The organism is Candidatus Acidiferrales bacterium (assembly GCA_035934015.1).
GTDB lineage: Bacteria > Acidobacteriota > Terriglobia > Acidiferrales > UBA7541 > DAHUXN01.
This window is the reverse complement of sequence record DASYYH010000006.1, coordinates 14,123-39,092: the sequence shown is the minus strand read 5'-3', so window position 1 is coordinate 39,092 and position 24,970 is coordinate 14,123. Positions and strand designations below refer to the sequence as shown.

At 54.3% G+C, this 24,970-nt stretch carries 21 protein-coding genes; 1 reads left to right on the top strand and 20 read right to left on the bottom strand.

Annotated features, from left to right (window positions below; genetic code table 11):
- Positions 1–90: 90 nt before the first annotated feature.
- Positions 91–2,286 carry a hypothetical protein gene (locus VGR81_02605; GenBank protein HEV2287823.1) on the top strand — a complete coding sequence of 732 codons (2,196 nt, stop codon included), beginning with the start codon at positions 91–93 and terminating at the stop codon, positions 2,284–2,286.
- A 72-nt stretch (positions 2,287–2,358) separates the two neighbouring features.
- Here the strand turns inward: VGR81_02605 and VGR81_02600 are convergent, their stop codons facing one another.
- From VGR81_02600 to VGR81_02505, 20 genes are all read right to left on the bottom strand, one after another.
- Positions 2,359–3,480: a hypothetical protein gene (locus tag VGR81_02600; GenBank protein HEV2287822.1), complete on the bottom strand. Its 1,122-nt coding sequence runs from the start codon at positions 3,478–3,480 to the stop codon at positions 2,359–2,361.
- A gap of 16 nt (positions 3,481–3,496) precedes the next feature.
- Entirely contained in the window at positions 3,497–3,745 is a 249-nt protein-coding gene (locus VGR81_02595) for an acyl carrier protein (GenBank protein ID HEV2287821.1), read from the bottom strand.
- Positions 3,742–5,622 carry an HAD-IIIC family phosphatase gene (locus VGR81_02590; GenBank protein HEV2287820.1) on the bottom strand — a complete coding sequence of 627 codons (1,881 nt, stop codon included), beginning with the start codon at positions 5,620–5,622 and terminating at the stop codon, positions 3,742–3,744. Before VGR81_02590 ends, VGR81_02595 begins: the two co-directional genes overlap by 4 nt.
- Positions 5,623–5,754: 132 nt before the next feature.
- On the bottom strand, positions 5,755–6,207 hold the full coding sequence (locus VGR81_02585; GenBank protein HEV2287819.1) for a VOC family protein: 453 nt from the start codon (positions 6,205–6,207) through the stop codon (positions 5,755–5,757).
- Positions 6,208–6,217: 10 nt separating this feature from the next.
- A complete protein-coding gene (locus tag VGR81_02580; GenBank protein ID HEV2287818.1) occupies positions 6,218–7,387 on the bottom strand; it encodes a peptidoglycan bridge formation glycyltransferase FemA/FemB family protein in 1,170 nt (389 codons plus the stop codon).
- A 194-nt stretch (positions 7,388–7,581) separates the two neighbouring features.
- Positions 7,582–8,556, bottom strand: coding sequence for a glycosyltransferase (locus VGR81_02575; GenBank protein HEV2287817.1), 975 nt, complete (start codon positions 8,554–8,556; stop codon positions 7,582–7,584).
- Positions 8,557–8,695: 139 nt separating this feature from the next.
- Positions 8,696–10,252: a lipopolysaccharide biosynthesis protein gene (locus tag VGR81_02570; GenBank protein ID HEV2287816.1), complete on the bottom strand. Its 1,557-nt coding sequence runs from the start codon at positions 10,250–10,252 to the stop codon at positions 8,696–8,698.
- Between the two features lie 70 nt (positions 10,253–10,322).
- Positions 10,323–11,255, bottom strand: a complete 933-nt coding sequence (locus VGR81_02565) for a glycosyltransferase family 2 protein (GenBank protein ID HEV2287815.1) — start codon at positions 11,253–11,255, stop codon at positions 10,323–10,325.
- Between the two features lie 3 nt (positions 11,256–11,258).
- Positions 11,259–12,536 carry a hypothetical protein gene (locus VGR81_02560; protein ID HEV2287814.1) on the bottom strand — a complete coding sequence of 426 codons (1,278 nt, stop codon included), beginning with the start codon at positions 12,534–12,536 and terminating at the stop codon, positions 11,259–11,261.
- Between the two features lie 13 nt (positions 12,537–12,549).
- On the bottom strand, positions 12,550–13,464 hold the full coding sequence (locus VGR81_02555) for an O-antigen ligase family protein (GenBank protein ID HEV2287813.1): 915 nt from the start codon (positions 13,462–13,464) through the stop codon (positions 12,550–12,552).
- A gap of 290 nt (positions 13,465–13,754) precedes the next feature.
- A complete protein-coding gene (locus VGR81_02550) occupies positions 13,755–14,930 on the bottom strand; it encodes a glycosyltransferase family 4 protein (GenBank protein ID HEV2287812.1) in 1,176 nt (391 codons plus the stop codon).
- Positions 14,917–16,074 (bottom strand): alkaline phosphatase family protein, encoded by a 1,158-nt coding sequence (locus tag VGR81_02545; protein ID HEV2287811.1) that lies wholly within the window; start codon positions 16,072–16,074, stop codon positions 14,917–14,919. The genes VGR81_02550 and VGR81_02545 overlap by 14 nt, the downstream gene beginning before the upstream one ends.
- On the bottom strand, positions 16,075–16,893 hold the full coding sequence (locus tag VGR81_02540; protein ID HEV2287810.1) for a class I SAM-dependent methyltransferase: 819 nt from the start codon (positions 16,891–16,893) through the stop codon (positions 16,075–16,077). It abuts the gene before it with no gap.
- A gap of 1 nt (position 16,894) precedes the next feature.
- On the bottom strand, positions 16,895–17,863 hold the full coding sequence (locus VGR81_02535) for an XrtA system polysaccharide deacetylase (GenBank protein ID HEV2287809.1): 969 nt from the start codon (positions 17,861–17,863) through the stop codon (positions 16,895–16,897).
- 28 nt (positions 17,864–17,891) lie between these two features.
- Entirely contained in the window at positions 17,892–18,914 is a 1,023-nt protein-coding gene (locus tag VGR81_02530; GenBank protein ID HEV2287808.1) for a FemAB family XrtA/PEP-CTERM system-associated protein, read from the bottom strand.
- Complete coding sequence (locus tag VGR81_02525) at positions 18,911–20,098, bottom strand: glycosyltransferase family 2 protein (protein HEV2287807.1); 1,188 nt, start codon at positions 20,096–20,098, stop codon at positions 18,911–18,913. Before VGR81_02525 ends, VGR81_02530 begins: the two co-directional genes overlap by 4 nt.
- Positions 20,095–21,489, bottom strand: coding sequence for a sugar transferase (locus VGR81_02520; GenBank protein ID HEV2287806.1), 1,395 nt, complete (start codon positions 21,487–21,489; stop codon positions 20,095–20,097). The genes VGR81_02525 and VGR81_02520 overlap by 4 nt, the downstream gene beginning before the upstream one ends.
- Positions 21,486–22,382 carry a CpsD/CapB family tyrosine-protein kinase gene (locus VGR81_02515; protein HEV2287805.1) on the bottom strand — a complete coding sequence of 299 codons (897 nt, stop codon included), beginning with the start codon at positions 22,380–22,382 and terminating at the stop codon, positions 21,486–21,488. Before VGR81_02515 ends, VGR81_02520 begins: the two co-directional genes overlap by 4 nt.
- A gap of 5 nt (positions 22,383–22,387) precedes the next feature.
- Positions 22,388–23,344 (bottom strand): AAA family ATPase, encoded by a 957-nt coding sequence (locus VGR81_02510; protein HEV2287804.1) that lies wholly within the window; start codon positions 23,342–23,344, stop codon positions 22,388–22,390.
- A gap of 5 nt (positions 23,345–23,349) precedes the next feature.
- Positions 23,350–24,969: a hypothetical protein gene (locus VGR81_02505; protein HEV2287803.1), complete on the bottom strand. Its 1,620-nt coding sequence runs from the start codon at positions 24,967–24,969 to the stop codon at positions 23,350–23,352.
- Position 24,970 lies beyond the last annotated feature (1 nt).

The following is a 24,970-nucleotide window of genomic DNA, read 5'->3' as shown; positions in this document are numbered from 1 at the left end:
AATGGCGGAGATTTCACTTTGAATGCGAGACCTTCTAATGAGACCTCAAATTGTAGCCCGGACCAATCGCCCGGGGTTAGAATGAGGTCTATGATTTTTCGCCATTGCCGAATCGAAATCGCAGCGACTTTCTTTCTGAGTGCGGTCGTTGCTGTTTTTTGTGTCCTGCCCAAGACGAGCGCCAAAAAGGAGAGCGGCCTCGGGCCCGGCTCGACGATAGCAGGCGGATTGATGGCGCTGCCGCCCGCGCGACAACTTGGAGCGAATGTACTCGAGAACGCGGGGCTAGAATCGGGAACGCTCGGATGGTCTATTCCCCGGTGCTTTACTCTCGATTCGGCTGTTTCTCATTCCGGATCGCATTCGCTGCGTTATGATGCAGGCTTTCTATGCGGAGGTTTTGCGTCGCCTCCCGAATTTGTGTTCAAGGCTGGCTCCCCTTACGCTTTCAGCGTATGGGCGAAGACTTCTGCGGGCGGCAATCTGCAAGCCAGAATTTATGTATTCAACGACACGGATGGAACGCTGCCGGTCGGCAGTACAGCAGAGACATCGGTTGGCACGGATTGGACGCAGATCGTTCTCCGCGATGTCGACGTGCTGCCCTTGCATGACGGCGACAAGCTGCGCATCCGTCTGATGCCGGTTGCTCCGCGCGGCCAGGCGCCACGCGGAACGCTGTGGTTTGACGATGTGACGGCGCAGCCGGAGATGCCGCTGCCCATCTCTACTTTCCTGCTCTACCCCAACTTCCGCGGCTACCTCTGGCAGACCGGCTCGCAAACCATCCGCCTGCACGTCGAAGTCGCCAGTCCCTCCGGCATGAGCGCGCAGATCGTCCTGCAAACCGAAGGTGGCAGCATCGTCAACACCGTGCAGCAAGCCGCCCAAGCCACACAGGAAATCGATATCGACGGGACTTCACTGGCATTAGGTTCGTATCTGATCCACACCAACCTGCTGGACAGCACCGGAGCGGTGGTGTCGAGCTATCCGGATTACCGGGTGACGAAGGTGAGCAGCACGTTCCAGGCGAGTTTGGTGAACTACATCGATACGGACAATTTTCTGGTGCACAACGGGCAGAAAGAATTTGTGTGGGGAGTCTACGACCGCACCAGCGGAGCCTATGCCTGCCAGCTGTGCATGTACCGAACAGCGCGGGAGTATGAGACGGCGATAAAAGGTTTTGACGGAAAGGGCAGGCTGCAGAATTATCAGGACACGCACACGAACGCGTTGATTAACTTTGCGCCATGGTCAGCAATGGCGCCTGGACCGCCTGCAATTTATGATCAGCTTGACCCTGCCCTTGAGGCGCTCGGGCACTATGGCGTCGGGTATCTGCAGACGGTCAACAACTGGGTGAAGACGAATCGCTATCGCCCGTTTTGGGCCGGCTCGCTTTCTGACGAAAAACTCTGGGAACTCGCGGGAAAAATGATGCGCGGGAAGCGCGGCGGCATTGGCTATTACACATTCGACGAGCCGAAACTCGAGGAGCTTCCGACGGTATTCGATCAATACAAAGTGCTGCGCGAAAACAATTCCGGCTCTGTCGCATTCGGAGCGCTGATCAGCGCCAATCAGATCTTTCGCTGGCGCGACGCGGCGGACGCAATCGGTTGTGACCCCTATCCCGTAGGCATACCAATCAACGCCGACGAATATGCGCTTGGGTTGAAGCTGGTCATGCCTGTGCTCCCCCTTTATGAGCCGCCAATGCTGCGCGTGCCGTTGTGGACGCAGGAAACGGAACGGCAGGTCGAGCACGCGCGTCCGGTATGGATGGTTTTGCAGCTCATGCGGCAATGGGGAAAATTTCCGACGTACGATCAGATGAAATATTCCGCCTATACCTCCATTATTCACGGCGCGAATGGGATTTGGTGGTGGGGATTTGTGAGTGCGCAGGGCATCGAAGGAGAATGGTATGCGCGCCACAATCAGCAGCCATATTACGATTTCAAGAAGCTCTCCGATGAAGTCACCGCGCTGAATTCCATTCTCATTCTCCCGGCGCGAAGTGGATTCGTTAAATTGCCCAATGGCTCGAAAATTCAAATTCTCGTGAAGTCAGATTTTTCACGCGAAGTTATTTTTGCAAGCAATGACTCGCCAACAGAAGCCAAGGATGTGCGTTTTTCTCTTTCGAATGTTCCACAGGGTTTGCAATCGGTTGAAGTATATTCGGAAAACCGAACCTTGCCGATCGATGCGCAAGACGGTTTTTCAGATTCGTTCCGCCCCTACGAAGCACATGTCTACATATTGAAGCTGAAGTGATTCGTCTCGATGCAGGCTCATAAAGCAGGGGTGATCTACGTTGAGCGAGTCCCACAGGAATTTTATGCTGAATCAAAGGTGAATTGGGCCGTCGCCGTCACCTCGATTCAGATGCGATTCACGAACCTTCTCCGTAAAGGGCTGCAGCAATTCCGCCAGCTTAGGAGAAGCAGCAAACACGCAATTTGAAGGTCCTTGAAGAAAACCGCTTCGCTCCAGTCCGGCGACCCATGCAGTGTGGGACTGATTGGAAATGATCAGGTCAATACGTTTTTCTTGCAGGAATTGCGTCCCAGCCCGGATGACTTCAGCGGCATTTTCGAGCGGCGCCAAACAATCGACGATCGAGGCGACGCGAAGGTCACCGAAATGTCTATTGTTGTGCATCTGCGTGTCCAATAACACCAGCCAACCTATTGGTTCGCCACTGGCCTCCACTTTCACGCGAATGAATCGCTCGGTTTCCGCCGGGTACAAAAGATTGAGCGCTCTGCTCGTGCGGTCCCCGAGCATTGCGTATTGTGAATTACATTTCTTCCATAGGAAGTTCGCCCATTCGTCAAATTCGTAAATCTCCTGTGCGACGAACGTTTGCCCTATGCCTTTTCTTGACGACTTAAATCCTTGAATGACTCGAATCGCGACACTGCCCATTCCTGTAAACGCTGCCGCATCCATCGCCAGCCGTTTTGTGGCCGATTCCCGCAATTCCGCCATCCCACGCAAAAACCGGAAGGGACGCAGAACCCTGAAATAGAAAGGTACAAGACACATGCTCCAACCCAAAGCCTTGAGCATACGGGGTAGGGGCTGTTCGAACCCGCCCATGCCCAAGGCAAACATAAGCGGATTATCGCGCCAGGCCTTCCTGAGCATGTGAACGCCCACATTCGTGTACGTCTTGTCGACGATCCCCTCCGAAAGAGGGAAATGGTAGAAGACGATCGGCTTAAGCTCTCCCAAAAAAGAAAATTGTTGATGTTTCAAGGCGAATCCGCCTCGTACGGTGCCATCTTCAACGGCGAGAAAATATTCCTCGTAAAGGTCTTGTCCCGGGATTTTCGGAAGCGAATCCGATAAGTGGTGTTCAAAAAACAAAAAATCAGAAAAGCAGCCGGCCGATTTCAAGCGCCGATTGAAATTCTTCACCGCAGGGACGAACGACTCTGTGTAAGGTTGGATGGTGATCGGCATGGAGGCTAGTTTCCCGTCAGGACTGCGAGGCGCTCTTCGTTTGCAGCTGGCTGATGATGTCGCCGATAGAGTGCATCCGATCCAGTTCCTCTGGTTCAAATTGAACGTTGAATTCTTGTTCGACAGCGAGAATCAGATTGAGCTGCTGAACTGAATCCCAATTGGGAATACTTTCTGGGCTTGAACTCACCGTGATGCTCTCTGCAGGAACTTGGAACAGGTCGGCAGCAATGCGTTGGATTTTCTGGACAATAGACAGCGTCAATTATGATCTCCGCCGTTGGAAATGATTTCGACCCACTCAGGGCAGGGGATGGATGAATTGGACAAATCCAACCGCCACAGCGACCCTTTGTCGTTCTGATCAATCATCACAAATCCGTGTGAAGAATAGAATTCTTTCGCCGGCGCGTTTTTCTTTGTGGGAAGGAACCAGCCTCTCAGTTCACGATTGCCGCGTGCGCGAGCGCACGCTACCAGATAGGAAAGCAGCGCGGTCTCAACGGAACGGCCAATTACGCGGCAACTAAGCAAGAACGTATCCAGTTCGCAAACGCCATCCTTGTCGCGCGTGACGGCCACACCAATGAGTCCATTATCTGCAAACCTGTCTTTCACGCGAATCGACAACACCTGACAATCTGGCAGAGATGCCATGTGAGAGATTTCTTGCTCGGAATATCGCCGAGTCGTCAGGTTGAATTGATTCGTCTTCTGCGTCAACTGCGCAACGCGCGCTACAGTGCCCGGCGAAACGCCAGCGACTTCCGCTTGCTGTCGAAGGCTTCGGAGAAAATCTTCGCGCGACGCGGAACTCTGTTCTAGGTGCGTTCGTTCGCGTTCGGCAACGTAGTACTTGGGCCGCTCGCGATCTTCGGCAGAAAGCGTCAATCTCTCAAAGGCGGGGCATTCCTGGAGGGCTTGCGCATACTCCATCGGATTCTCTGGTAGATCAATGACCGTCATTTCAGGAATGTCCAGGCGCACGCGCCGCCGTTCCGCGGGATTGTCGTCGGCTAATGCGAGCGAATCGATTCCAACGTTTAGTTCGGCCGCGATTTCACGCAGATTCTGCGGCTTGTCCTGCCAATTAATCCGCATGGCTGCAAAGTGCTGCGGCCGGAGCAACATATGCGGATGCTTTTCTAAGACGGCCATGGCTTCATCAAGATTGTTCTTGCTACAGATGGCCAGCAGAATGCCACGGCGGTAAAGATCCATAGCGGTCCGTTGGAGTGCCTGAAACGCAGCGCCAGGATATTCCACGCCGACCTGGATGCCGTCGAAGCCATCCTCACCAATGATGCCACCCCAAAGAGTGTTGTCCAGATCGAGGACGAGGACCTTCGCAATTTTTCCAGCCAGCGGCTGCAGGAATCGCAACCACTCCTCAGCCATGTGCACGAGGTGGCCTGCGCCAATCGGCAGGCGAACGGTCAACCATTTTCTTTCGTCATGCCAGCCGAGCCGGCCATGTCGCGCCACGAGCGCGTCATAATCCAGAATGTAAGTTCCGCGAACGCTTTGGACAACCTCGCCCAGTCCTTGGTTCACTTCACGGATGGAAGCGCATTGTCCCTTGGAAGATTGATTATCCAAGATTCCCTGATTAGAAAAACCCAGCTGCTCCAGATCATGAATGATTAGGTGCGCATGACTCTGTCTTCGAAACGCTTGCGCCCAATTGTGAAATTCGGAAATAGTGTGTTTTATCGTTTTGGATATGTCCGCCGTCTCGAGGCTCGAGAAATCACGCCAAAGTTCCGGTACAATATCCCGCGTCTGAACAGCAAGTATGACCGTATCCGGTTTGAACTCGTAAAGTGTGCTCTTACCGTCCAAAATCTCCTGGGCATAAGCATTGAAATCTCCCACGTGAACAACTAAATCGATCCCATTGACAAAGGCTGCCGCGCGTAAAAGCGGCGCGATTGGCTCCACCGTGAAAGACCGAAGGATGGCAACGCGATAGGGATGGAGTGGCAAACTTCCGCGCAGTTTTTCGAAGGAAGAAATGACGAAGCTGGCGGCGCCGGGACTGCGTTCCTGCTGCCAAAGTTCAACCAGAGCGACATTTGCTTCCTTTGCGGCTCCTAAAGCAATCAGATCCGTAATTTCCTGGCGCTGCTTGGAAATCTCCATGCGAAATCGCTGCCTCAAGAAAATCAGGTGCACGACAATCTACAAATTATAGCATTCGTATCCGAAGCACACAGCCTCACGCGAAGTCACAAAGGCAATCCCCGGCCAACTTTTCCCATCCATGGAAAATTTTCATTGTTCCAGGAATTCCAGAAGAAGCTGGTACCTAGTATAGACCCACGCAATCCGGCGTCCGTTGAATGCAACAGCCGGCAACGGTGGACGAACGATTTTCCCTCCAGTTGTCTGTGCGAACTTCAATTGACTCTCGAGAGATTTCACCTCGTAACAAAGATGATGAAGCCCTCCGCCTTTCTTCAAGAAGCTTAGAACTGGCGAATCCGGTCCGTCCGGCTCGATGAGCTCTACGAGCGCGTCGCTCGCGCCCGGCCCTTCCAAGAAGGTCACACGGACGGATTGATTCGGGTCGGCGAAAATTCTCTCATCCCATGTTCCACAGAGGGACGCGGCAAAGGGTTTCGCGACATTGGAAATCGATGCCACAACAAAGCCCACATGGTGCAGTCGTCCGCCAATAGGAGCCATCGCAGCGCTCGTCGCAGACTGAATTGAATTCTCGCTCATCTCCATCTCGCTATTTTTCAGGTTCGACTTTGGCGATGTGATGGTCCTGAAAAACAATCTCGTCACTCGGTCGATTCATTGGCGAACCCGCTGGGTCGCCCTTCTCGCCAAAGATTCTCTGTAGACCGGAGCGAATCCCGCGTGCGACGGTCATCCATCCAGTGTGCGTCTCGGCAAATCGCAGTGCCGAATGAAGAACAGGCCGACTGATGAGGTCAAAATATCCAGCGGAATAAATCAGTTCTGCGCCGAAGCCCTTCTTGAAATTATAGAGCCCGTAGCCTGCGTTACCCTCTGCGGGAGGATAAGAAGTTCCTGCACCAACCATGTCATAATGACTGCATCCCATTGCTCGAGCCCACCGAATCGCCATCCAATGAAGCGCTTCGTTTGCATATGTTTGCCGCGCGGCCCAATCGAATCCACCGTACAAATAATGGCAGGTCGAACCAAACCTGGCACAGAGAATGCCTGCGACTGGGCAGCCGTCCATGTTCGCCAGGAACAAAGATCCTCGGTTTCCGGCTAGCAATTGTTCGCGAAGGTGCAAGAAATAGTCGAAATCTCGCACGGCGAAGCCTTGTCGCTCACTGCTCTTGAGAAGCAACCGATAGAAGATTTGCAGGTCCTCAACCTCACTGGTCTCGGTGATTTTCAAGCCATTTCGTTGAGACCGGTTGATATGCTCGCGGTGTTTTTTCCGCATTCGCCGCAGGATGTCATTTTCCGTGCCGGCGATGTCGATGACCATCGTCGCCCGCGGAAGATTCCAAAGCGACCATTGATCATCGAGCCCGCGAAAGCCCGCCGATTTCAGCACTGCTTTTCGCGATTCGTCTTCATCGCTGAACCGCGACTCCAGCCGCAACACGATTGCTCTTCGCTCCTTGCTGAATTTGCGCATCCATTCGGCCAAGGAGCTTACGAGTTTAGAGTCACTATCATTTCCAGCTATGCCCGTCGCCGCGTAGAGGACGCAAGCTCTCAAAAATGGAACCGTTCGCTCGAAGACCTGCACCGCAGCTCTCGGATTTTGCTCATCAATGGCAAGGACTCGCCATGGCTGCCATCCCTGGTTGGCGCGCGTCTCTCCCCATTCCCACGAATGGTAAAGCGTCCCTCCGAGCGCAAGAATGGCGCTATTCCATTCCTCGCGATTTTCGATGATCTCAATATTCAAAGATTCAAACCTTCAAGCAGCCTAACACTTGCCTTCAATCCAAGACCGTTTTTTATCTTTTAAATTGCGCGACGGCAAATAGGATGGTATTTGAGGGGCTAACTAGATCTTGGCCCAGATACTTTCTCTTCCCCAATTTCGATTGGACGAGTGCTTGGCGTTGCCATCACAACAAGCCATGCAAGGATTCTGTGTTAAGACTGATCTACATCGTGTAAAGGGTGCATGCGAGCGTGGCGCCATTTTTGGATCCGTGTCAGCAACCTCTTTGGAAGAAACGAAACTGCCCAGTAAACTCCAACCCTCCAGGAGAAGAAAAGACGTACACTTTGAGCCCAACTTCGCCGAGCCGCGAGAAAATCTCCCCTCGAAAGCTGTATGGAACCGCGTTCACGATACAGCCGCGCTTTGTCAGCGACAAGCCACTCCCTATGGCTCTTGGTTTCCTGTTCAAGTGGATCCGCCTCCATTTTCTTATGGAACCTTAACCCTGCTTCAATCATGGCTAAACGGTTGTGGCTGATGTTACCGCCATGAATCCGCCGTAGAACCAAGGGCGCGAAGTCCACTGCAAATGAGAATCTGCGCGACAAACGCACGAATAAATCATAGTCTTCAATCGGCGTCATCGATTCGTCGTAGAGCCCGATTTCCAGCAGGCGATTCCGGCGAACGAGAGCAGTTGACTGCGGAACAAAACATCCATACCTCAACAACATCTCAAAAGGATTTTCCAACACGACCTTTCCTTTTAGAAGTTGTTGAAAGCTATTCTTAGCAAACCAGGACATGCTGGCTCCCGTCGCATCATTGAAGACAGTTTGGTCACCGAAAACAAGCTCGCACCCAGTCTGCTCAGTCAGCTTCATCTGCCGGTCGAACCGAGTGGGCAATGAAATGTCATCGGCATCCATAAACGCGATCCATTCTTGACTTGCGGTGCGAATTCCGCAATTTCGTGCGCTCGATGCGCCGCCATTTTCTTTTCGCAGATATGTGATTCGCGGAAGATACTTCCGGATGATCTCGGATGTTTCATCCGTTGAACCATCATCGACTAAAATGATCTCGTGAGCGAATTGCGTCTGCTGAAGGATGCTCTCCAAACATTGCGGCAGAAAGGCAGCTGAGTTAAAGGCCGGAATTATTACGCTAATAGGAAGTGGCACCCCAGCCCTCTGAGTCGAGGCGCAAAGTTCATAGCTCGATTCCTGGGAAGTATATCTCCTGCGTCATATATAGCAACTACTATCTATTACTATGTGTCTTTATGTCCTTATGTCTTTATGTCCTTATGTCTTTACGTCTTTACTTAGAATAAGGTGCGAAACATTGCATCAACCTTTTGCATTCGTCCACGTTATAGCGACTCAAGAAATAGAATGCTGCGAGCAACCCGATGTACAACAGGATTCCTCTGGTCAGCCCGAGATTTGGCCAAAAGTAAGTCACCGCGGCGCAAGCCGTGATAAGCACCGAGTAAACAATGTATTGCTTGCGTATGGCGAATCGGATCGGAACAACTCGTTTCACAAAATAGAACGTCAGAACCTGCTGGAGAACCTGCATGAGGCCAAGTGCGATGACAGTACCCATTAAGCCCATGGTCGGCCAGAGAAACCAGAAGAGGAAACAGAAGCCGCCGATCTGAATCGTTTGAGAAATGAGACCAAAATGCTGTTTCCCGGTGGCGGTCAACAGATTACCGGCGATCGGCGTAAAATTCTGCAAAGCAGCGAAGAAAACCATGCAAACAAGTGTTGGCCCCATATCTCGGTAAGCCGGGCCAAACATTCGGATCAAGAGGTCCGTGGCAACAAATAGCCCGCAGGAAACGGCAAAACTGATTGCAAACAACACACGAAGATAGAAATGTATCGCTTCGCTTGCAGCGGAAAACTCTTTCTGCGCAACCAGATTAGCCATTGTCGGCAAGAATGTGTCTATGAAGAAAGTCGTAATTAGCCCAATCCCGTTGGAAATCGTCCGCAGCGCGACGTACTTGCCCAAGGTGAGCAACCCTCCGAAGTTCAAGATAAGGATGTAATCCAGACGATTGGAAAGCATCGCCACGGCGCTCACGGCTTGCAGAGAAACTGTGTAGCTCCAAAACCGCTTCGGAAGATGAAAACCTAGAAAGGACCGGATCGAACGGAGAGGATGGGCTCGAACGATCCGAGAAATACCCGCGGCCGCTGCAACTGTTATAACAGTGAAATAGATCTCCCAAACAAGAGACACATAATGGTTTTGAAGATAGCCGTGCGCGAGAAAAAAGAATGCAGCATATGCCAGGAACGATCCTATCGTAACGACACGTTTAAGAATCTGCGCATATTTGATCTCCAGCATGCCGTTCAGTGTCGCGGCAGTTATGGAATAGATAACATAAAGAGGAGATAAATAGATTAACAAAATTTGCAATGAACCCTCGTCTGATTTCCCAAAGAGAAAATGTAACATTTTGGGCCAGGCGGTTGCGATGGCGAACCACGGCAACAAGCAAGCAAGAACAATTAGGGCATAGCCCGTGACAAACGGAAGTTGCTGCTCCGAAGGAAGCTCGGGAATGAACTTAATGGCGACGGCATCACCACCCAGATACATCAGGCAAGCAACAACAGCGATGTAAACCATCAGGACGCCATACGTTCCTATCGCCGCGGGACCAACGCGCGCAAGAATCAAGGTCGTGGCATAGCCAAGTGGCACGGATAGGATGGAAAGCCAGAGCGTCCAGCGCATACCAGAAACGATGGATCTTCGCATGTCCGGTGAAATGCCGGAGAAAAGCTCTCTAGATGTCGTCGCGGGCGCAACTATGGAACTAATGCGCTCTGTTGGGGTAGAAAGCTCTTCTTTCAATCTGTCCTCGTGGTTTGCATACCTAATCAAAAGCAAGACCGGTAAGGTTCGAGTGCCGCGTGCATCGCATTCACACCAGTGGCCGCTCGCGATGCTTTCTTAACCTAAGAAACAGCCCAGGGCGCTCCGCCGTAATTTCATCCAGTCGACGCCAGCCTTTTGCGGAGATTCGTGTGCGCTGCAGCTTTCGCAGGCCCGCCAACCCGTCGCGCACTCCGAGAAAAAATTTCCCGGGGTGGCCGGCGCGCAAACTGAAAAACGCCATCATGCCCCAGTGGTAAGCCAGGTATCGCCAGCGGCGCAATCCGGAATAATCTTTGAACGCGATCCAGAGATAATTGCGCGTATAAAAATAGAAATTTCTTCCGCTCGACCGCGTTTCTTGAGACATCGCATGGCGGACGCGCACTTCCGGACGATACGCAATCTTCATCCCTGCATCGATCATTCGTAGCGCAAGATCCGAGCCCTCGCAGCCAATCCAAAGCGGCTCGTAGTAGCCGCCAATCGTTTCAAAATCCGCGCGGCGAAACGCCGAAGCCCCTTCTGGAATAAAACACGTTTCAAATTCCGAATCCGAGTAGTCCCAATAGCTGCGCGGATGGCACCAATCTCGTAAATGAACCCGTCCCGTGTCGCCTTCCAGCACCTTGAACACAATGCAGCTAGCTTCCGGTGAATGATCAAACGCGTTGCGAATCTTCTGCAATTCGAAGGGCGAATCGAAATAAACATCGTTGTCGATCGTGACAACAATATCGCCATGCGCCGCGGCTATCCCGCGATTCCGGCCCGCGCAGCCGATGTTCTCCCGTAAACTGACCAGAAGAACTTCGGGAAATTCCGCCTTGAGAAATTCCACAACGCCATCGCCGGATGCGTTGTCAACGACAATGACCTCTCGCGGTTCATACGCCTGCGCGCGCACGGATTCGAGTACGCGGATGAGGTTTTCCCTGCGCCGATACGTCAAGATCACAACGCTAATCAGAGAATTGTTCATTGTTCACGCGAAATGGGTCCGCAAGAACACGCGCCAGCTCTTTAGGACGTCGCTGCGAAGCCCCCACCACATTCGTTCTTCACGCTCATTCTCTTTGAAGCGAACCGGCAGGAACTGGCCCAGCTCGGCAAGCGTATCGGAGTTAACGTGGTTGGGGATAGCCTCAGGCAGCGCAAAATAAAGCTGCGCGGCGACGCCGTAGACCAGGTAGCGTGGGCTGCCGCGTAATGCCAGCCGCAGAGCGTTGCCCCAAAACCCTTGCTCGCGGCGCACGGGCTGCATAAGCGCGAGTTTTGCCCAGCCGCGGGACTTTTCGCCCAAGGGTTGGTTGCGCAGAACGGCTTCCTGCAAAGCGCTGTCCGTTGCGTCCATGGCGTTCTTGGTTCCCGAAAATGTGGTGGCCTCCCAACGCCAGATTTCCCGCACAAGGGGCACCAGATCGGTGAGTGCGCGAGCCAGTTCGTTACTGAAGGTCTCCGCATCGCCCGTATTGGCATTCACGCCGAGCGGGTTCGGCGTCGCGTGCGGATCTAGTTTATAAGCTGTGCACGCAGAAACTTTCTCCATAAGTGGGCGAAGAAACTCCAGTCCTGGTTTCGATCCCGCTTCGGACGCCCATTTCGCAAGAGCTTTTGAACGAGCGGCATATGTGCTTTCATAATTTCCGGTGAAAACCAGCAGGGTTGTTGCCAGATCTATGTGACATTTGATGAGCTGATAGTGCAGATGAACGAGCTTGTCCCGATCGTACGCAGCGATTCCGTCAGCCCACTCTAACTGCTCGATGATTCGATTATTCAGCATGCGCCAGGCATCTGATTGTGGGATGGCTTCTCGAGAAAATCTCGGAACAGCAGATAGAAGAGAGGAATCCCCCCAAACCGTCTGTCCGTGGGTGAGAAGTTCGTATCCAAAAATTTGTGGGCGCAGGCCGTGAAAATATTCTGGAGTGATGGCTCGAAACTCGAGATCGCAGTCAACGCCTCGGGAAGCCAGCTCAATTTTGAGTTCTTTTGCTTGCTGGTCGAGGAACGCCTGCAACGGCGCGCGATCAACCCTCACCGGAAAGACCACCATGTATTCCATGTCGCCGAGAATGCAGAAGCGATCTGACGTCGCAAGCACTGAGCCTTCGTCCCGCGCGAAACTTCCTGTCAGCACGACCGCTACTGGCCGAATGGCAAGCCGCCCAACGAGGCTCTCGCAAACCTCCGCGATGGTCGAGCCAATCTTCTTTTTGATCGCTGCATTGTCCATGCTGGCAGAAACCGGAGCTGACAATGGTGGTGCTGTCCTAGGCTGCATTGGCGACCGGGACCTCTTTGCGCATGGCTCGCTCGCGTGCAAAACGCTCCAATGGAATGGAGAGAAACACGACGATCCAGAACAATTTCAGATATTCAGCCGACAAAAAGAAATCACCCACGGCGCACGCCACAATTCCGCACTGCAGTCCTGCAGCCATGGGGTATAGAAAATGATCCTCGGAATGCAGAGTGATTTTGCGAATCGTTCCAAAGGCACGAAATGTGGCCCACATCAGCCAGAGAAAGAGAAGCAGTGCGGGAATGCCGAGTTCAGCCGCATATTCTAGGTAGGAATTATGAGCAATCTGCTGAAAATTCGGATCGCCGGAATATTGGCCTAATAAAGGTTTATATAAACCCAATCCTATTCCCGTCAGCGGTTTCGCCCGGATCATTTCGAGACCTGCCATCCACGCTTTCTCTCGCGTCTGGGCGCCGAGTTGATCGGCATAATCTGGATGAAGAAGCCGCTTCAGCGGACTCCGTGGGGCGAGGAGCATCGGCACCGCAAGCAGCACAAAGAGCATGGCGGCGTTGCGCGCTCGCCTGCGCGACGTCCACACGAGATATCCTACTCCTACTAAGAGGCCGAGAAGCCCGCCACGCGAAGAAGCCAATGCCACGGCGACAGAAACCAGGAGAAACATCCCGATCACGGAGTATCGATAGAATTCCTGTCGAAGACCACGCAGCCAAAAATAAGCGACAGGCAAAATCAGCAATGCGGCCAACGTATAATAGTTCGGGTCGCCAATGACGGCTCCGGGGCGAAGGTCCGCGTACATCGCATGGTATTTCTGAAACTCTCGAATCATGTACAGCGCGCCAAAGGCAATTCCGGCCAGCGTCGACAGGAGCGACCAGAACATTTTCTTGGGCGTGTCGACAATCGTCAGTGTCACGAAGAAAAGTATTAAAAAGGAAAGATAACTGAATGCCGGGTCAACGGCCCAGTAGCTCAGGGCGCCAGTTCTGAAATAGGAAAATAGCCCCCAAAAACAAATCACAAGAAAAAGTCTTGCGCGAGTTGTTCCAATGTAATTTGGTGCCCTCCCCTTTATGAACAGATAAATGAGGGCGTAAAGAGCGCAAACCGCTCCTATCGCTTTAACGATCGTGAACGCACCAAATCCACGATCAAAAAACGGGTGATGGTAGAAAGGCGACGTGAACATCAGTAGATAAAAGAAAATCATGCCCGGGCAAAGTCCCTTCTGGCTCTTTGCGGCTGCCTCTCTTCAAGCAAACGTTCGTAAAGCAGTGCGGTTTCTCGCACCTGCTGTTCCAGCGAAAACAGATCGCGTGCTCGCCGTGCGCCCGCTTCTCCCATCGCCCTCTGCTTTTCCGCATCACGCAGCAAATTGATGAGCGCGTCCGCCAGCGCTTCCGGTTGTGCCGGAGGAACCAGTACGCCGGTCCGACCGTCAACAACCACCTCGCACGTTCCGTCCACAGCAGTCGCAAGCACCGGCTTGCCCATCGCGCCGGCCTCAATCGGAACGAGCGGCATACCCTCATACAACGAAGGCAATGCAACTATGTCTGTCGCATCCATCCAATTCATCCAATCCTGGCGATATCCCAGGAAATGCACTGAGCGGCCCAACCCTAATGAACGGACGGAATTTTCGAGCCCCGGGCGCAGCGATCCGTCGCCTGCAAACACAACATGCAGCGCCGGCACTTTTTCCAGAACTTTCGGCAGCGCTTCAATCAAATAGCGGTGCCCCTTTTGTTCTTCCAATCGCCCAAACACGCCGACGATGGGATCTCCCGCACCAATGCCCAGTTCGCAACGCAGCATTTCCCGCCGGCTCGCATTTGGAGAAAAGCCATTCAACTGGCGCCCGTTGCGAATCACTAGGACTTTTCCTGTCTCGAGTTTTTTCTCTTTCAAAAGATACCTGCGCGTCGATTCGGATACGGCGATCGTCGCGTCCGACCACGCCGTGATCCGCCGGTCATACCAGTATTGGCGGCTGAACCATTTCGTTCTCCAGGCTTCTCGGCCATGGCAGGTGTGAACCACGACAGGCACGCCTGCAAGCCGCGCCAGCGGAACGGCAGAGGCGGCTGCGCGAATCATGTGCGCGTGCACAACGTCGATCTTTTCGGCGCGCAAGTAGGCCATGAATCGGCGCGCGGCATTCCAATGCAACGGGCCTTCCAGCGTCAACGCCAGCGCTTGCGCGTCACCAGCTTGCCAATCCCTGCCAAATGCATCCAGCAAAGATGCTGGGCAAACTAGGTAATTGCGGAACCTCTGTGGGTCCAGTCCGCGAACGAGTTCCAGCGCAACTTCCTCGGCGCCGGATCGCACCGGGGAAACGAGAAACTGTAGCGTTCGAATTCGGTTATTGCTGGGCATGCACTCCGTTCCGCAGGTTCTCCGCCCATTCGTGCATCACTTCGTGAACGTCAACCAAGGTATCGACCCGCCGGCTCGGCGGCAGATTGCTCAGAAAAATCGCCGAAGAGTGCGGATCATCCGGATGAAATCCGTGCATACCTTCGGGCGCTCTTTTCCCGAAAAAGCTCGGCTCTATCAGCACGCCCGGATTCATCAAAAAAACGATCTCGCCCTGGCGGTGGTCGGGGAAATCGATGCCGAGATCCCTCTTTTCTGCGTCGCTCAGAATATGGCCGCAATCGAGCCCATTGAGCCGCTCGGTGATCTGCTTCCGGGCACGGTCCTTGAAAAACCAGAATCGCGCCATTGTAGAATCGTAAAGGGACAGATAATCGCGCGGCATTTCGAACCCAAGCGGACGAATCTGGCCGACCAGATCATATCCCGCGCGTTTCGGCGTCATTCCGTGATCGGAGAGAACAAAAAAGGCGACTTCCTCATCGGTTCGCTGTGCTTCCGTGTAAACTTCGCGAAGCCAGTTCTCGTACTTGTCGAGTTCGCGTGCGACGCCTGCAGCGTCCTGGCACTGGGAATGCAGATATGCATCTAGTTCGGATAAATAAAGAAAATAGAAATCGTATTTCTTCTCTTGCAAATCTCGCCGTGCGGCCCGCACGATCTCCTCATCCCTCATCTCGTGGTACGAATACGTCCGATAGCGCACTCCGAGCGCTTCCAGTTGATCGAATAGCGAAGAAGGAACGCCGCCCGGACGGTAGATATCCTTCTTCTCACAAATATCGAAATAGGGCAGAAGCTCGACGGGGACCCCGTAAATCTGAAAATATCCGCCGAATTTGCTCATGCGCTGTGATGCGACGCGAATCACGCGCCGTGTCACGCGGTGGTTCAGGACCGATTTCGGCAGGAACTTCAGCCAGCGCACCCACCGAAATGGCGAATGTTCCGGATCGTAATAGAATAAATTCCAATGTCCTGAGTCCTTCGGCATCTTGCCGCTGAGCAGTGTGGGAATTGCTCCAGAGCTAAATCCCAAGACGGTGCGCACTTCGTTCCGATATTTCAAAATTTCCGGCATGATGGGCCGGTCTTTTACGTAGGTCCATCCCAGCGCGTCAATCAGCGTGACGACAGCAATCATTCAATTTGCCCCGCGTTTTCCGATTGGCTTTCGTGCGATCCCGAGCACTGCGGCGCCGTGATGCGGCGTGCCATAAAGATCAAGATGAGCCAGCGTCCTGAGCAGCGGATACAGCGTCACATAGGCAAGCGGATTCGGCTTGCTGTCGCCAATCGTAAAAAACAAATCGAAACATAGCGTCCCAAATGGCCCGTAGGTGTAGCGGATTTCAACCGGTTCCGTTCCCGTCGCTTCGAATATTCTCTTGAGGTCTTCGGTTGAGTATCCATCTCGAACGTGGCCGTACTCCGATGGATGGAAACCGATCCGCCGCTCGCGCCAAGCTACAGTCGCCAAATGCCTTGGTTGCGGCACTGACGGGGACGTAATCACCAGAAATCCGCCCGGCTTCAGTGCGCGCGTCAAATCCGCAAACGCGGCGTGGTCATCCGCGATGTGCTCCATCACATCGGAGCAGACCGCGACATCGAATTCGTTTTCGAACGGCAGCCGGCAGATATCCGCTCGAAGATAGGAAATATTTTGAAGATTTACGCGCTGGCGGATCGTTTCCGCCATCTCGATCCGGTCGCCTTCTAGTTCCAGACCCACGAATTTCCAGTTCGGATGTTGCTCCCCAAGATAAGTCAGCAAATCGCCGCGGCTGCATCCCGCATCCAGGAAATGCACCGGATGCCCATTCAGCGGAAGGCTGCGCAGGGACCGCAAAACGTGCTGCAGCCGGATCCAACCCGGCAGATGCGGTTCTCCCAAAAGCGAATATGCAAATCGCCGCTTCCAATCTTTTTCTGTAAATTTCTTGCCTTCGCCCAGCCGCATTCTAGCTTCTCCCTTTCACAGCGGCTGGCGAGTCGGCGAGGTCCCGCGCCGGCCGATTGTCATTCAAGAAAAGCTCCGGCATCGTAGCGAAATCCGAGGTGACCACACGCTTCGGCATTCCGTGTGATTTCAGATGGTCGCGAAAACTGGTGCACGGAAAATCCGCAAGGATGCGCCGCACTTTCTTCTCTGTGCCGCGCAAGTTGACGTACGACTTGAACCGGCGCGAAAATCTCATGGGCAACCTGGGATGTTTGGGGTCGATTTCGCGCGGGTGCACGTAGAAAATGACCGGCCGTTCGGACGCCGCAACCTGCCTCGCCATTTTGCGGATCAGCGCGTAGGGGAACAAGCGAAGATATCCGCCGCCAAAAAAGCACAGGCGCTTCCCCAAGCAATCGGCGACGGTCAGCGGAAACTCCGAGATCGTTCCCGATGGCGTCGCCACAACGTGAGGTTCGAGTGGCGCGAGCGGTATGCCGCCGTGGCCACGCTCTGCAGGAAAAATCGACGAATCGTATTCATAGCCCGCTGCAACGAGCTCCTCGAAAAACCACGGCGAATCCTTCGTACTCGAAAAGCCTGCCGCGCGGTAGCCCTGCACTCGCGCTCCCGACAAATCTTCGAGCAGCTTCCGCGATCTCATTGCATCCTCTCGGAATTCTCCGGGAGTCACCTCAAACACAAGCCGGTGCGCATATCCGTGCGACGCCACTTCATGTCCGCGCGCAGCGGCTTCTCGTACCAGATGTGGAAAGCGCTCCGCAATCCAACCCAGAAAGAAACACGTCGTGCGCACATTTGTGGCGCTGAAAAGGTCGAGCAAATCCCGAAAATTCTTCTCAACTCGCGCGGGCAAACCCGCCCACTCCGAAATTGCAGGCGCGGATGGAATGTCGAGGATGTGATACCAATCCTCTACGTCCACAGTGAAAATGTTTCGCAGCTCCGAATTGCATTCCATTTTCATTCCCGAAAATTCCTCGGCTCTGTGCGTTTTATGGAATCGCGCGAACGATTCGCGGTCCCAGCAAATTCGCGACGCCCAACGGCAGGCGCTTCCACGCCTCCACAGCGAGATGGAATCGCGGGTTATCCGGTCGAAGCTGTGGAAGCATTCCTCCATCCTTCATCCAATAATTCCACGGAAGCGAAATTTCCTCGCACTGCCATTGCGTCTTGAACCGGTGCGTTCCACTGCCTGGCGTACAGCGTCCCAGATCCACTCGCCGGAAACCGTTCTGCGCCGCCCATTCCAGCGCTGTCCAATAAAGAAAAACCGTCGAGTATTTGCCTCGTGCCGCCGGCGTCGACGCGATCCAAGGCAGTTCCACGTGATTGCGGTACGTCGTGATGAATGTCGCCGCCACGGGCTCCTTTCCATCCCACACTAAGAGTATGTGGCTCGAATCGCGCGCTACTCGCAGAAAATTCTCAAACCATGCGCGAGGATAAACAGGCGTTCCCAGATTGCGCATGTTGCAGGAAAAAACCCTGTAGAAGTCCTGGACCAGCTCTTCCTTTCCCCATTGCGCGCTCAATCCCTGCTTCTGCGCGCTGCGAATCTTGGTCCGCAGGCGCGAAGCCAGCGAGCCGAAATATTTCTCCGGCGTCTCCGGCAGCGGAACCGCCATGGAAACCTTCGCCGCGCTCGATTTCCAGTTTCCGTTGAGTGCCTCCGCTTGCCGCAGTTCGATGTGTTTTGCGCCCCATTGGCCTGCGAGGTTCTCGGCTTTACGTATGAGTTCTTCGTGGGCCTCCGGCGTATCTGCCACGACTCCGCCGTAAGAGAAAAAAGGCATGGACACCAGGAAGCGGCCCCAGAGCCAGCTCTTGATTCCAACCAGGGGAAGCACGCCGCGAATCTTCCCGTCTTCCTGGGCGGCGAGATAAAACGCCTTGTGTCCGTACGTGTCTTCGATCAGTTTCTTCCAGCGCCAGCGGTGGTAATTCGTCGCTCGCGGATTCCTTTCCACATACGCGTCCCATGCTCCAGAATCGCGGCAGAGTTCTACGCTCATGCTTTCCCCACGCCAACTCGTTGCGCTTCGCATCCGCGCGATTGCGTCGCAACATCCCACACAGCGAACCGCTTGCCAAAAATTGTCTGGAAGACACCGAGGATTGCTGCGACATGAACCAGAACGTAGTAATACGGAATCGCCAGAATGCCGCTGCCTTTGCGACCGATCGATTCCAGAATCATTCCCACAAGCGCCAGAGCGTAGCAGACCAATTGCAGCACCAGGCAGACGAGGAAAAACGGTCGTGCAGCCAGAAACGCGCTCGAGATCAGCAGCGCCGCGAGCGGAATCGGAATCAGCCAGCGAAGCAGCTTGCGCGAAGCGAATTGCCAGCGCCGCAATCCGTGAATCGAATGCCGCAGCCTCCAGAATCCCAGCATGCCCTGCGCGCTGATCCGGCGCTTGCGATTGAATTCCTCGCGGGAAGACTGTGTCGCTTTTTCCAGCGATCTCGCCGATGGCTCGCAGAGCACAGCGTAGCCTTTGCTCGCGATGTGCAGAGGCAGCTCCAGATCATTCGCCAAATCCGGCACGAGAGGCACATATAGTTCTCGCCGAACGCAGAAAATCGATCCATCGCAAACCAACACAGATCCGAGCCGGCTCTCCAGATTGGTAATCAGGAATTCATACTCCAGGTATTTCCGTGTGCCCGTCGCGACAGCTTCGCCGTCTCCATCGCGTAGGGTTTTCTCCATGCCAGTGACGCAACCGGTGCGTGGATCTCCAAAGTGCCGTGCCATCTGACGCAGGCAGTCCTGGCCGATATGTGAATTTGCGTCAGTGAAGAAAAGCAACTCTCCGGTCGCCAGTTGTGATATGCGGTTCAGCGCTTCATTCTTGCCCGTGCGGCTATCCATGCGGATATACTTCAGCCGCGAGTCCTTGATGCTTTTCAGAATCTCGTCGGTCCGGTCTTCCGAAGCGTCGGACGCAACGATCAGTTCCAATCTATTCGCCGGATAATTCCAGCCGAGCGTTTCCGCCACTTTCCACGCAATGTCTTTTTCTTCGTTGCGCGCGGAGATCAGAACGGAAACTTTCGGAGTAAATTCTGTCTGGCTTGTCGGCTTGAATGCTTTCCACCGGCCAATCAGCCAGAGGCAAAGCGGGTAGCCGGCATAGACATAAGCCAGCCAAACGACACCCGTCCAGAAAACGGCTTGGGCAAAATGGTTCATCGAGAGCCGCGGCCCAACAACAAGATCTTCAACGTCCGGAACATGATTAAGAGATCGAGGCCAATGGAGATGTTCTTGATATAAAACAAGTCGTACGCAAGTTTTTCCACGTTGTCTTCGAGCGTCACGCAGTATCCGCGGTTGATCTGCGCCCAGCCCGTCGCTCCCGGCTTGACGGACCAGCGCTGCCGGTAATAGGGTATTTTCTCAACACACTCCATCTCTTGATTCTGGACGAATGGCCGCGGCCCGACGAAATACATATCGCCTTTCAGGACATTGAACGCCTGCGGCAGCTCGTCGATTCGCGTGCGGCGAAGCAACCGGCCTACGCGCGTAAAGCGATCGTCTGTCTTTTCCGCCGGGCGGTAATTGTCGTCCTGGTCTGCTCCGTCAATCATGGTTCGGAATTTATATAGAGTGAATAGCTTTCCACCTTGACCGACGCGCTTCTGCTTGAAGATGATTGGCCCCTTGGAGTCCAGGCAAATCGCGATGGCTGCGAAAAGTAGCAGCGGTGAGCCCACCGTCAGACACACAATCGAAATCATGCAAGAAAACACTCGCTTATACACGAGCAGCGGCTTTGAAACCCGAAAGCTCGGCGAGAAAAGGAGCCAGCTCAATCGAAGGTTCTCGAGCGGCACCTTGCCGGTGATCGCTTCATAGACGTCCGGACCATCTTGAATCTGTACGCCGCGCCCCTTCAGTCGCAGGAGCGCCTCCACAGGGAGGCGGCCACGCCGCTCGCCCATCGCGATGATGATCCGTCCCGCGCGATAAGACTCCACTTGCCGTGCCAGCACCTCATACTGCTCTTCGTTCGAGAGATTCGCGTAACGGGGATCGCCGTTTTCAATCTGGCGCATTTGCCCGACCACGCGGATTCCCAATTCCTTGCGCGACTCAATCTCTTCGAGCAACGATTTCGCCAGGGCGCCGTCGCCCAAAATCAGCGCTCGCTCCGCAAATTGCGGCATGGTATTCACAGCCAAAAACAATCGCCGCCACGCGAACAGGATCAAGGCGACAAAGGCCAAGCCAATTGAAAAAATTCCCCGTCCAAGATCCAAATGCGGGAAAAGGAAATACAGCAGCGCCAGCAAAATGCAAACCGTGCCAAGAACCTGGACAAGACGTGTTACGACTTCTCTACGGTTGCTCAGAATGAAGGAATCGTACAAATCGAAGTAATACATGCAGAGGACGAACACGGCCGCGACAATCAGAATCTTTAGAAAGCCCTGACCGTAATTCAGCATCAAGCTCGCATCGTTTCTGCCGAGTCGCGCGAACGTCGCCGCCACAAATGCGGCTGCAATCAGCACCGCCTCCGAAATCCCCAGTAGCAGCGTGCGTGCCGGCAGGTATGTGTGAAAGAACCGAATCACTCATGAACCTCCGCAGCTTTGCCCTTTGCCTGATTTTTCTTCGCACCATTATGAGTCGAATAGTATTGGTCGTAATAGCTGACCCGGTCGAATTCCGACGCGCCATTCAACACCACGCCGATTAGCTTGGGATCGTCGAGACTCGCCAGCCCTTTCTTCAACGGATTGATCGGTGTCACGTTCTCTCGGACTACGAGCAGAGTTCCATCCACAAGTCGATTCCAGATGTTCGCATCCGCCATGGGAAGCAACGGTGTGGAGTCCACAATTGTCCAGTCGAACAGTCCCGCAAGCTGCGAGAACGTCTCCGCGAAGCGGCCGGATTGAAGCAATATTGCCGCCTCTTCAAATTTCCCGCCAGCCGGCAAATACCAGAGCGGCAAATCGCCCAACCGATAGACAAAATCCGTAATCGAACTTTTCGGATCGCCCCACCACTGGCAAATACCCTTCAGGCCATTCAAACCGAAAAGGGAATGCAGGCCCGGATTATGCAGATCTCCCTCCACCAGCAGGATTCGCGTCTGCGAGTGTCGCGCGAGAGTCACGGCAAGATTCGCAGAAATCAGCGTCTTACCCTCATCCGTCACGCCGCTCGTGACTTGCACCGACTTCAATTCGCGCTGGCCTCGCAAGTTGTCCAGCCGGGTGAGTAAAACGCGGAATTTCTCCGCTGCCAGGCTGTGCGGGTCGGCCAGCGCAACAAGATGACGTTCCGCAGAAATTTGCGGTCGCACCGTCTTGGCCGCCTCCAACTCCATAGGCGTCGCCGTCATCACGGCGGGAGCAACGCTGCCAAGGACCTCCGTCGGTTGCGGCGCATCGCTCGTGGCCACTCCCTTTTGTTGATTCTCCTGCTCCGATTTCCGTAACGCTTCGTATAGCCGGCTCATTCTGCTTAGGCTCCTGACTCCAGATTGGCATCATCCAGAGGCTTCTCTGGCGTTCCGTCGAGTTCTTCGATCATCCGAAACAATGCTTTCAGTGCCTTCCTCTTCACTTCGCCGTCTTCCGGATCCGGCGCTAACGTCGGTGAGCTCACGTCCAGGCGAAAATCTGCAGCGACTTCCTGAACGATTTCCGCTGAGATCTGTTTCGTTTGTTTCGCGTAGGCGGACACCAGAGAATTCTCACAGAGCGTATTGATCAGGCGAGGAATTCCCTTGGAATATGTGTGAACCGCCGCAATCGCATCTTCCGAGAAAATCGTAGCTCCGTGAGAATTTGCCCCCGCAAGTTCGAGCCGGCGCTGAATATAGCCGCGAAGTTCATCCAGCCGCAGCGCCTCCAGACGGCAGCGCAACCCGATGCGCTGCTTCAATTGCCGCAGGTGCGGTGAGTCGAGCTTGCGATCGAGCTCCGGTTGGCCCACGAGCACGATCTGGAGGAGTTTCTGTTGCGCCGTTTCCAAATTGGTCAGCAGCCGAATTTCTTCCAGCAGCTCCCAGCTGAGCAATTGCGCCTCGTCCACCACCAGCGCGGCCGTCGTCCCGCGCCGGAATCGCGCGATTAGGTAATTATTCAGGTGTGCCAGCATTTCGCTCTTCGTCCGCCCCGTCGTGGGAAGCCGCAAATCGGTCAGCATGTAACGCAGAAAATCTGGCACCGAGAGCCGCGGGTTGAACACATACGCGAACGCGACCTGATTGTGATTCAGCGAGTCGAGCAGGCATCGCACCAACAGCGTCTTGCCCGTTCCCACCTCACCGGTCACGACCACGAATCCCTTTCGCCGTTGCACGCCATAATTCAAGTTTGCCAGTGCCTCGTTGTGCCGCGGCGTCGGATAGAAGAAATATGGGTCCGGGCTGATCTCGAAAGGCTCTCGCGTTAGCCCGAAAAATTTTCTATACATACCAATTAGCCTCGATAAATCGCGTACGCGTTACCAAGCAAGATAACAACGACTATTACCGCTGCGGCTCCACGCGTCATCCAGCGCATCAGCATCCGGCGCCGATCCTCTGCCGGTGTGCTGATTTGCGGGATGCCTACGAGAACGCGAGCCGGCACCAGCCCTTCCAAATCTTTCTCTCGGCGGACGCGCGCGCCCGTCAGTTCGAGCAAGGCCGTCAGACCGATCGCCAGAGCGATTCCAAATCCCAGCCCCCCGAGGCTGATCAGGATGTGGTTCGGAGAGGAGGGCTGTACCGGCGTGCTCGCCGGATCGATCAGAGAAAACTGCGAACCCTGCTGATTTTCTTGGAGTGTTGTCGCCAGTTGCGACTCATTTTGTTTGGCAAGCAAATTGTTATAGTTCGTCTGCGCCTCATCGTAGCCGCGCGAAATGTCCGTCAGTTGTTGTTGCACGGCAGGTGTAGCGTTCAATCGCGCCTGATAGTCCGCGATGCGCCCCTCCAGAGCCTTTTGTGTTCCCTGGAGTTCCAGAATCTCCAGTTGATTTGCCTTCAGTTGGCTTTGGATCTGCATCATTGCCGAAGGCTGCCCGTTCTGCACGTCCGCCGTGACGGCGGGATCTGTAGCTGCACCCGTCTTGCTTGACTTCTGGTTCTTCGCAATCTCGTCTTCGATTTGCTTTTTTAGTTTTTCCGTTTTCGCGATCTGATCCTTGAGCGCGATCACATCCGGATAGTTATCGGTATACTGCGAGCGCTCCTGCGCGAGTTGCAGCTGCAGGTCTTTGATTTCTTTGTCGAGCGCCGGCGGCGACACGGCCGAGTTCGGATCTCCACTCCCTAAATCCGCCTGTGCTGCGTCGTACTGTTGCACCGTGGATTGCAGGTAGAGCTTTTGCTGTTGCGCGCGGTCCAGTGCGAGTTGCACGTTCTGCAATTGTCCTTCCAGCCCCTGCAGGATCTGCATGTTGCTCTGGAGTTGGTCGGGAAGCTCTCCGAGGTGTTGAGCGCGGAATGCTTGAACTTGGGCCTCCTGTTTCGCAAGATCGGCCTTCGCGTTGCCCAATTCAGTGTTGAAGAACGCCGTCGTGCTCTCAGATTGCTGTTGCTGAACCGTGTTTTGCTGCAGGAACAGTTCCGAGAGCTTCTTGTCCACTTCAAAAGCAATTTGGGGAGAGGCCGCAGAATAGCTGACCTTGAACGCGGTCACTTGTTTGTCGCGTCCTGGCGTTTCCATAGCCTCGATCTTGATGTCATGGATCATTTGTTCGACGTGATCGGCGGGCTCGAAGAGCGCCATCAGTCGGTTCTGGTGGGTGTACAAATGGAATTGGTCGATGATGCCCTGAAGCTTGCTCCGGGTAAGAACCTCGTTCTCGATGATCTGAAACTGCTCATCCATGCTCGCGGAAACGTTCGGCGCCACGAGATTCGGGGAGACCTGCTGCTGCTGCAACTCGATCTCCGCTTGTGAGTCGTACGTCTCAGGCAGGAACCACCCCAGCCCCCAGACAGTCACCCAGCACAAGAAAATAGTGAGCAGGAGAATCCACCCTCTCCGCCGCACGATATCCCAATATTCTTCCAGTCCCCGGGCCTGTGAATCTTGTAGGTCGTCGAGCATT

Bases quoted from the DNA above. Each gene is read 5' to 3' on its own strand.
- VGR81_02530 (HEV2287808.1), bottom strand. From the start codon at position 18,914: ATGAGCGTAGAACTCTGCCGCGATTCTGGAGCATGGGACGCGTATGTG.
- VGR81_02525 (HEV2287807.1), bottom strand. From the start codon at position 20,098: ATGAACCATTTTGCCCAAGCCGTTTTCTGGACGGGTGTCGTTTGGCTG.
- VGR81_02565 (HEV2287815.1), bottom strand. From the start codon at position 11,255: ATGAACAATTCTCTGATTAGCGTTGTGATCTTGACGTATCGGCGCAGG.
- VGR81_02605 (HEV2287823.1), top strand. From the start codon at position 91: ATGATTTTTCGCCATTGCCGAATCGAAATCGCAGCGACTTTCTTTCTG.
- VGR81_02535 (HEV2287809.1), bottom strand. From the start codon at position 17,863: ATGAAAATGGAATGCAATTCGGAGCTGCGAAACATTTTCACTGTGGAC.
- VGR81_02550 (HEV2287812.1), bottom strand. From the start codon at position 14,930: ATGCCCAGCAATAACCGAATTCGAACGCTACAGTTTCTCGTTTCCCCG.
- VGR81_02600 (HEV2287822.1), bottom strand. From the start codon at position 3,480: ATGCCGATCACCATCCAACCTTACACAGAGTCGTTCGTCCCTGCGGTG.
- VGR81_02590 (HEV2287820.1), bottom strand. From the start codon at position 5,622: ATGGAGATTTCCAAGCAGCGCCAGGAAATTACGGATCTGATTGCTTTA.
- VGR81_02515 (HEV2287805.1), bottom strand. From the start codon at position 22,382: ATGAGCCGGCTATACGAAGCGTTACGGAAATCGGAGCAGGAGAATCAA.
- VGR81_02585 (HEV2287819.1), bottom strand. From the start codon at position 6,207: ATGAGCGAGAATTCAATTCAGTCTGCGACGAGCGCTGCGATGGCTCCT.
- VGR81_02545 (HEV2287811.1), bottom strand. From the start codon at position 16,074: ATGATTGCTGTCGTCACGCTGATTGACGCGCTGGGATGGACCTACGTA.
- VGR81_02510 (HEV2287804.1), bottom strand. From the start codon at position 23,344: ATGTATAGAAAATTTTTCGGGCTAACGCGAGAGCCTTTCGAGATCAGC.
- VGR81_02540 (HEV2287810.1), bottom strand. From the start codon at position 16,893: ATGCGGCTGGGCGAAGGCAAGAAATTTACAGAAAAAGATTGGAAGCGG.
- VGR81_02505 (HEV2287803.1), bottom strand. From the start codon at position 24,969: ATGCTCGACGACCTACAAGATTCACAGGCCCGGGGACTGGAAGAATAT.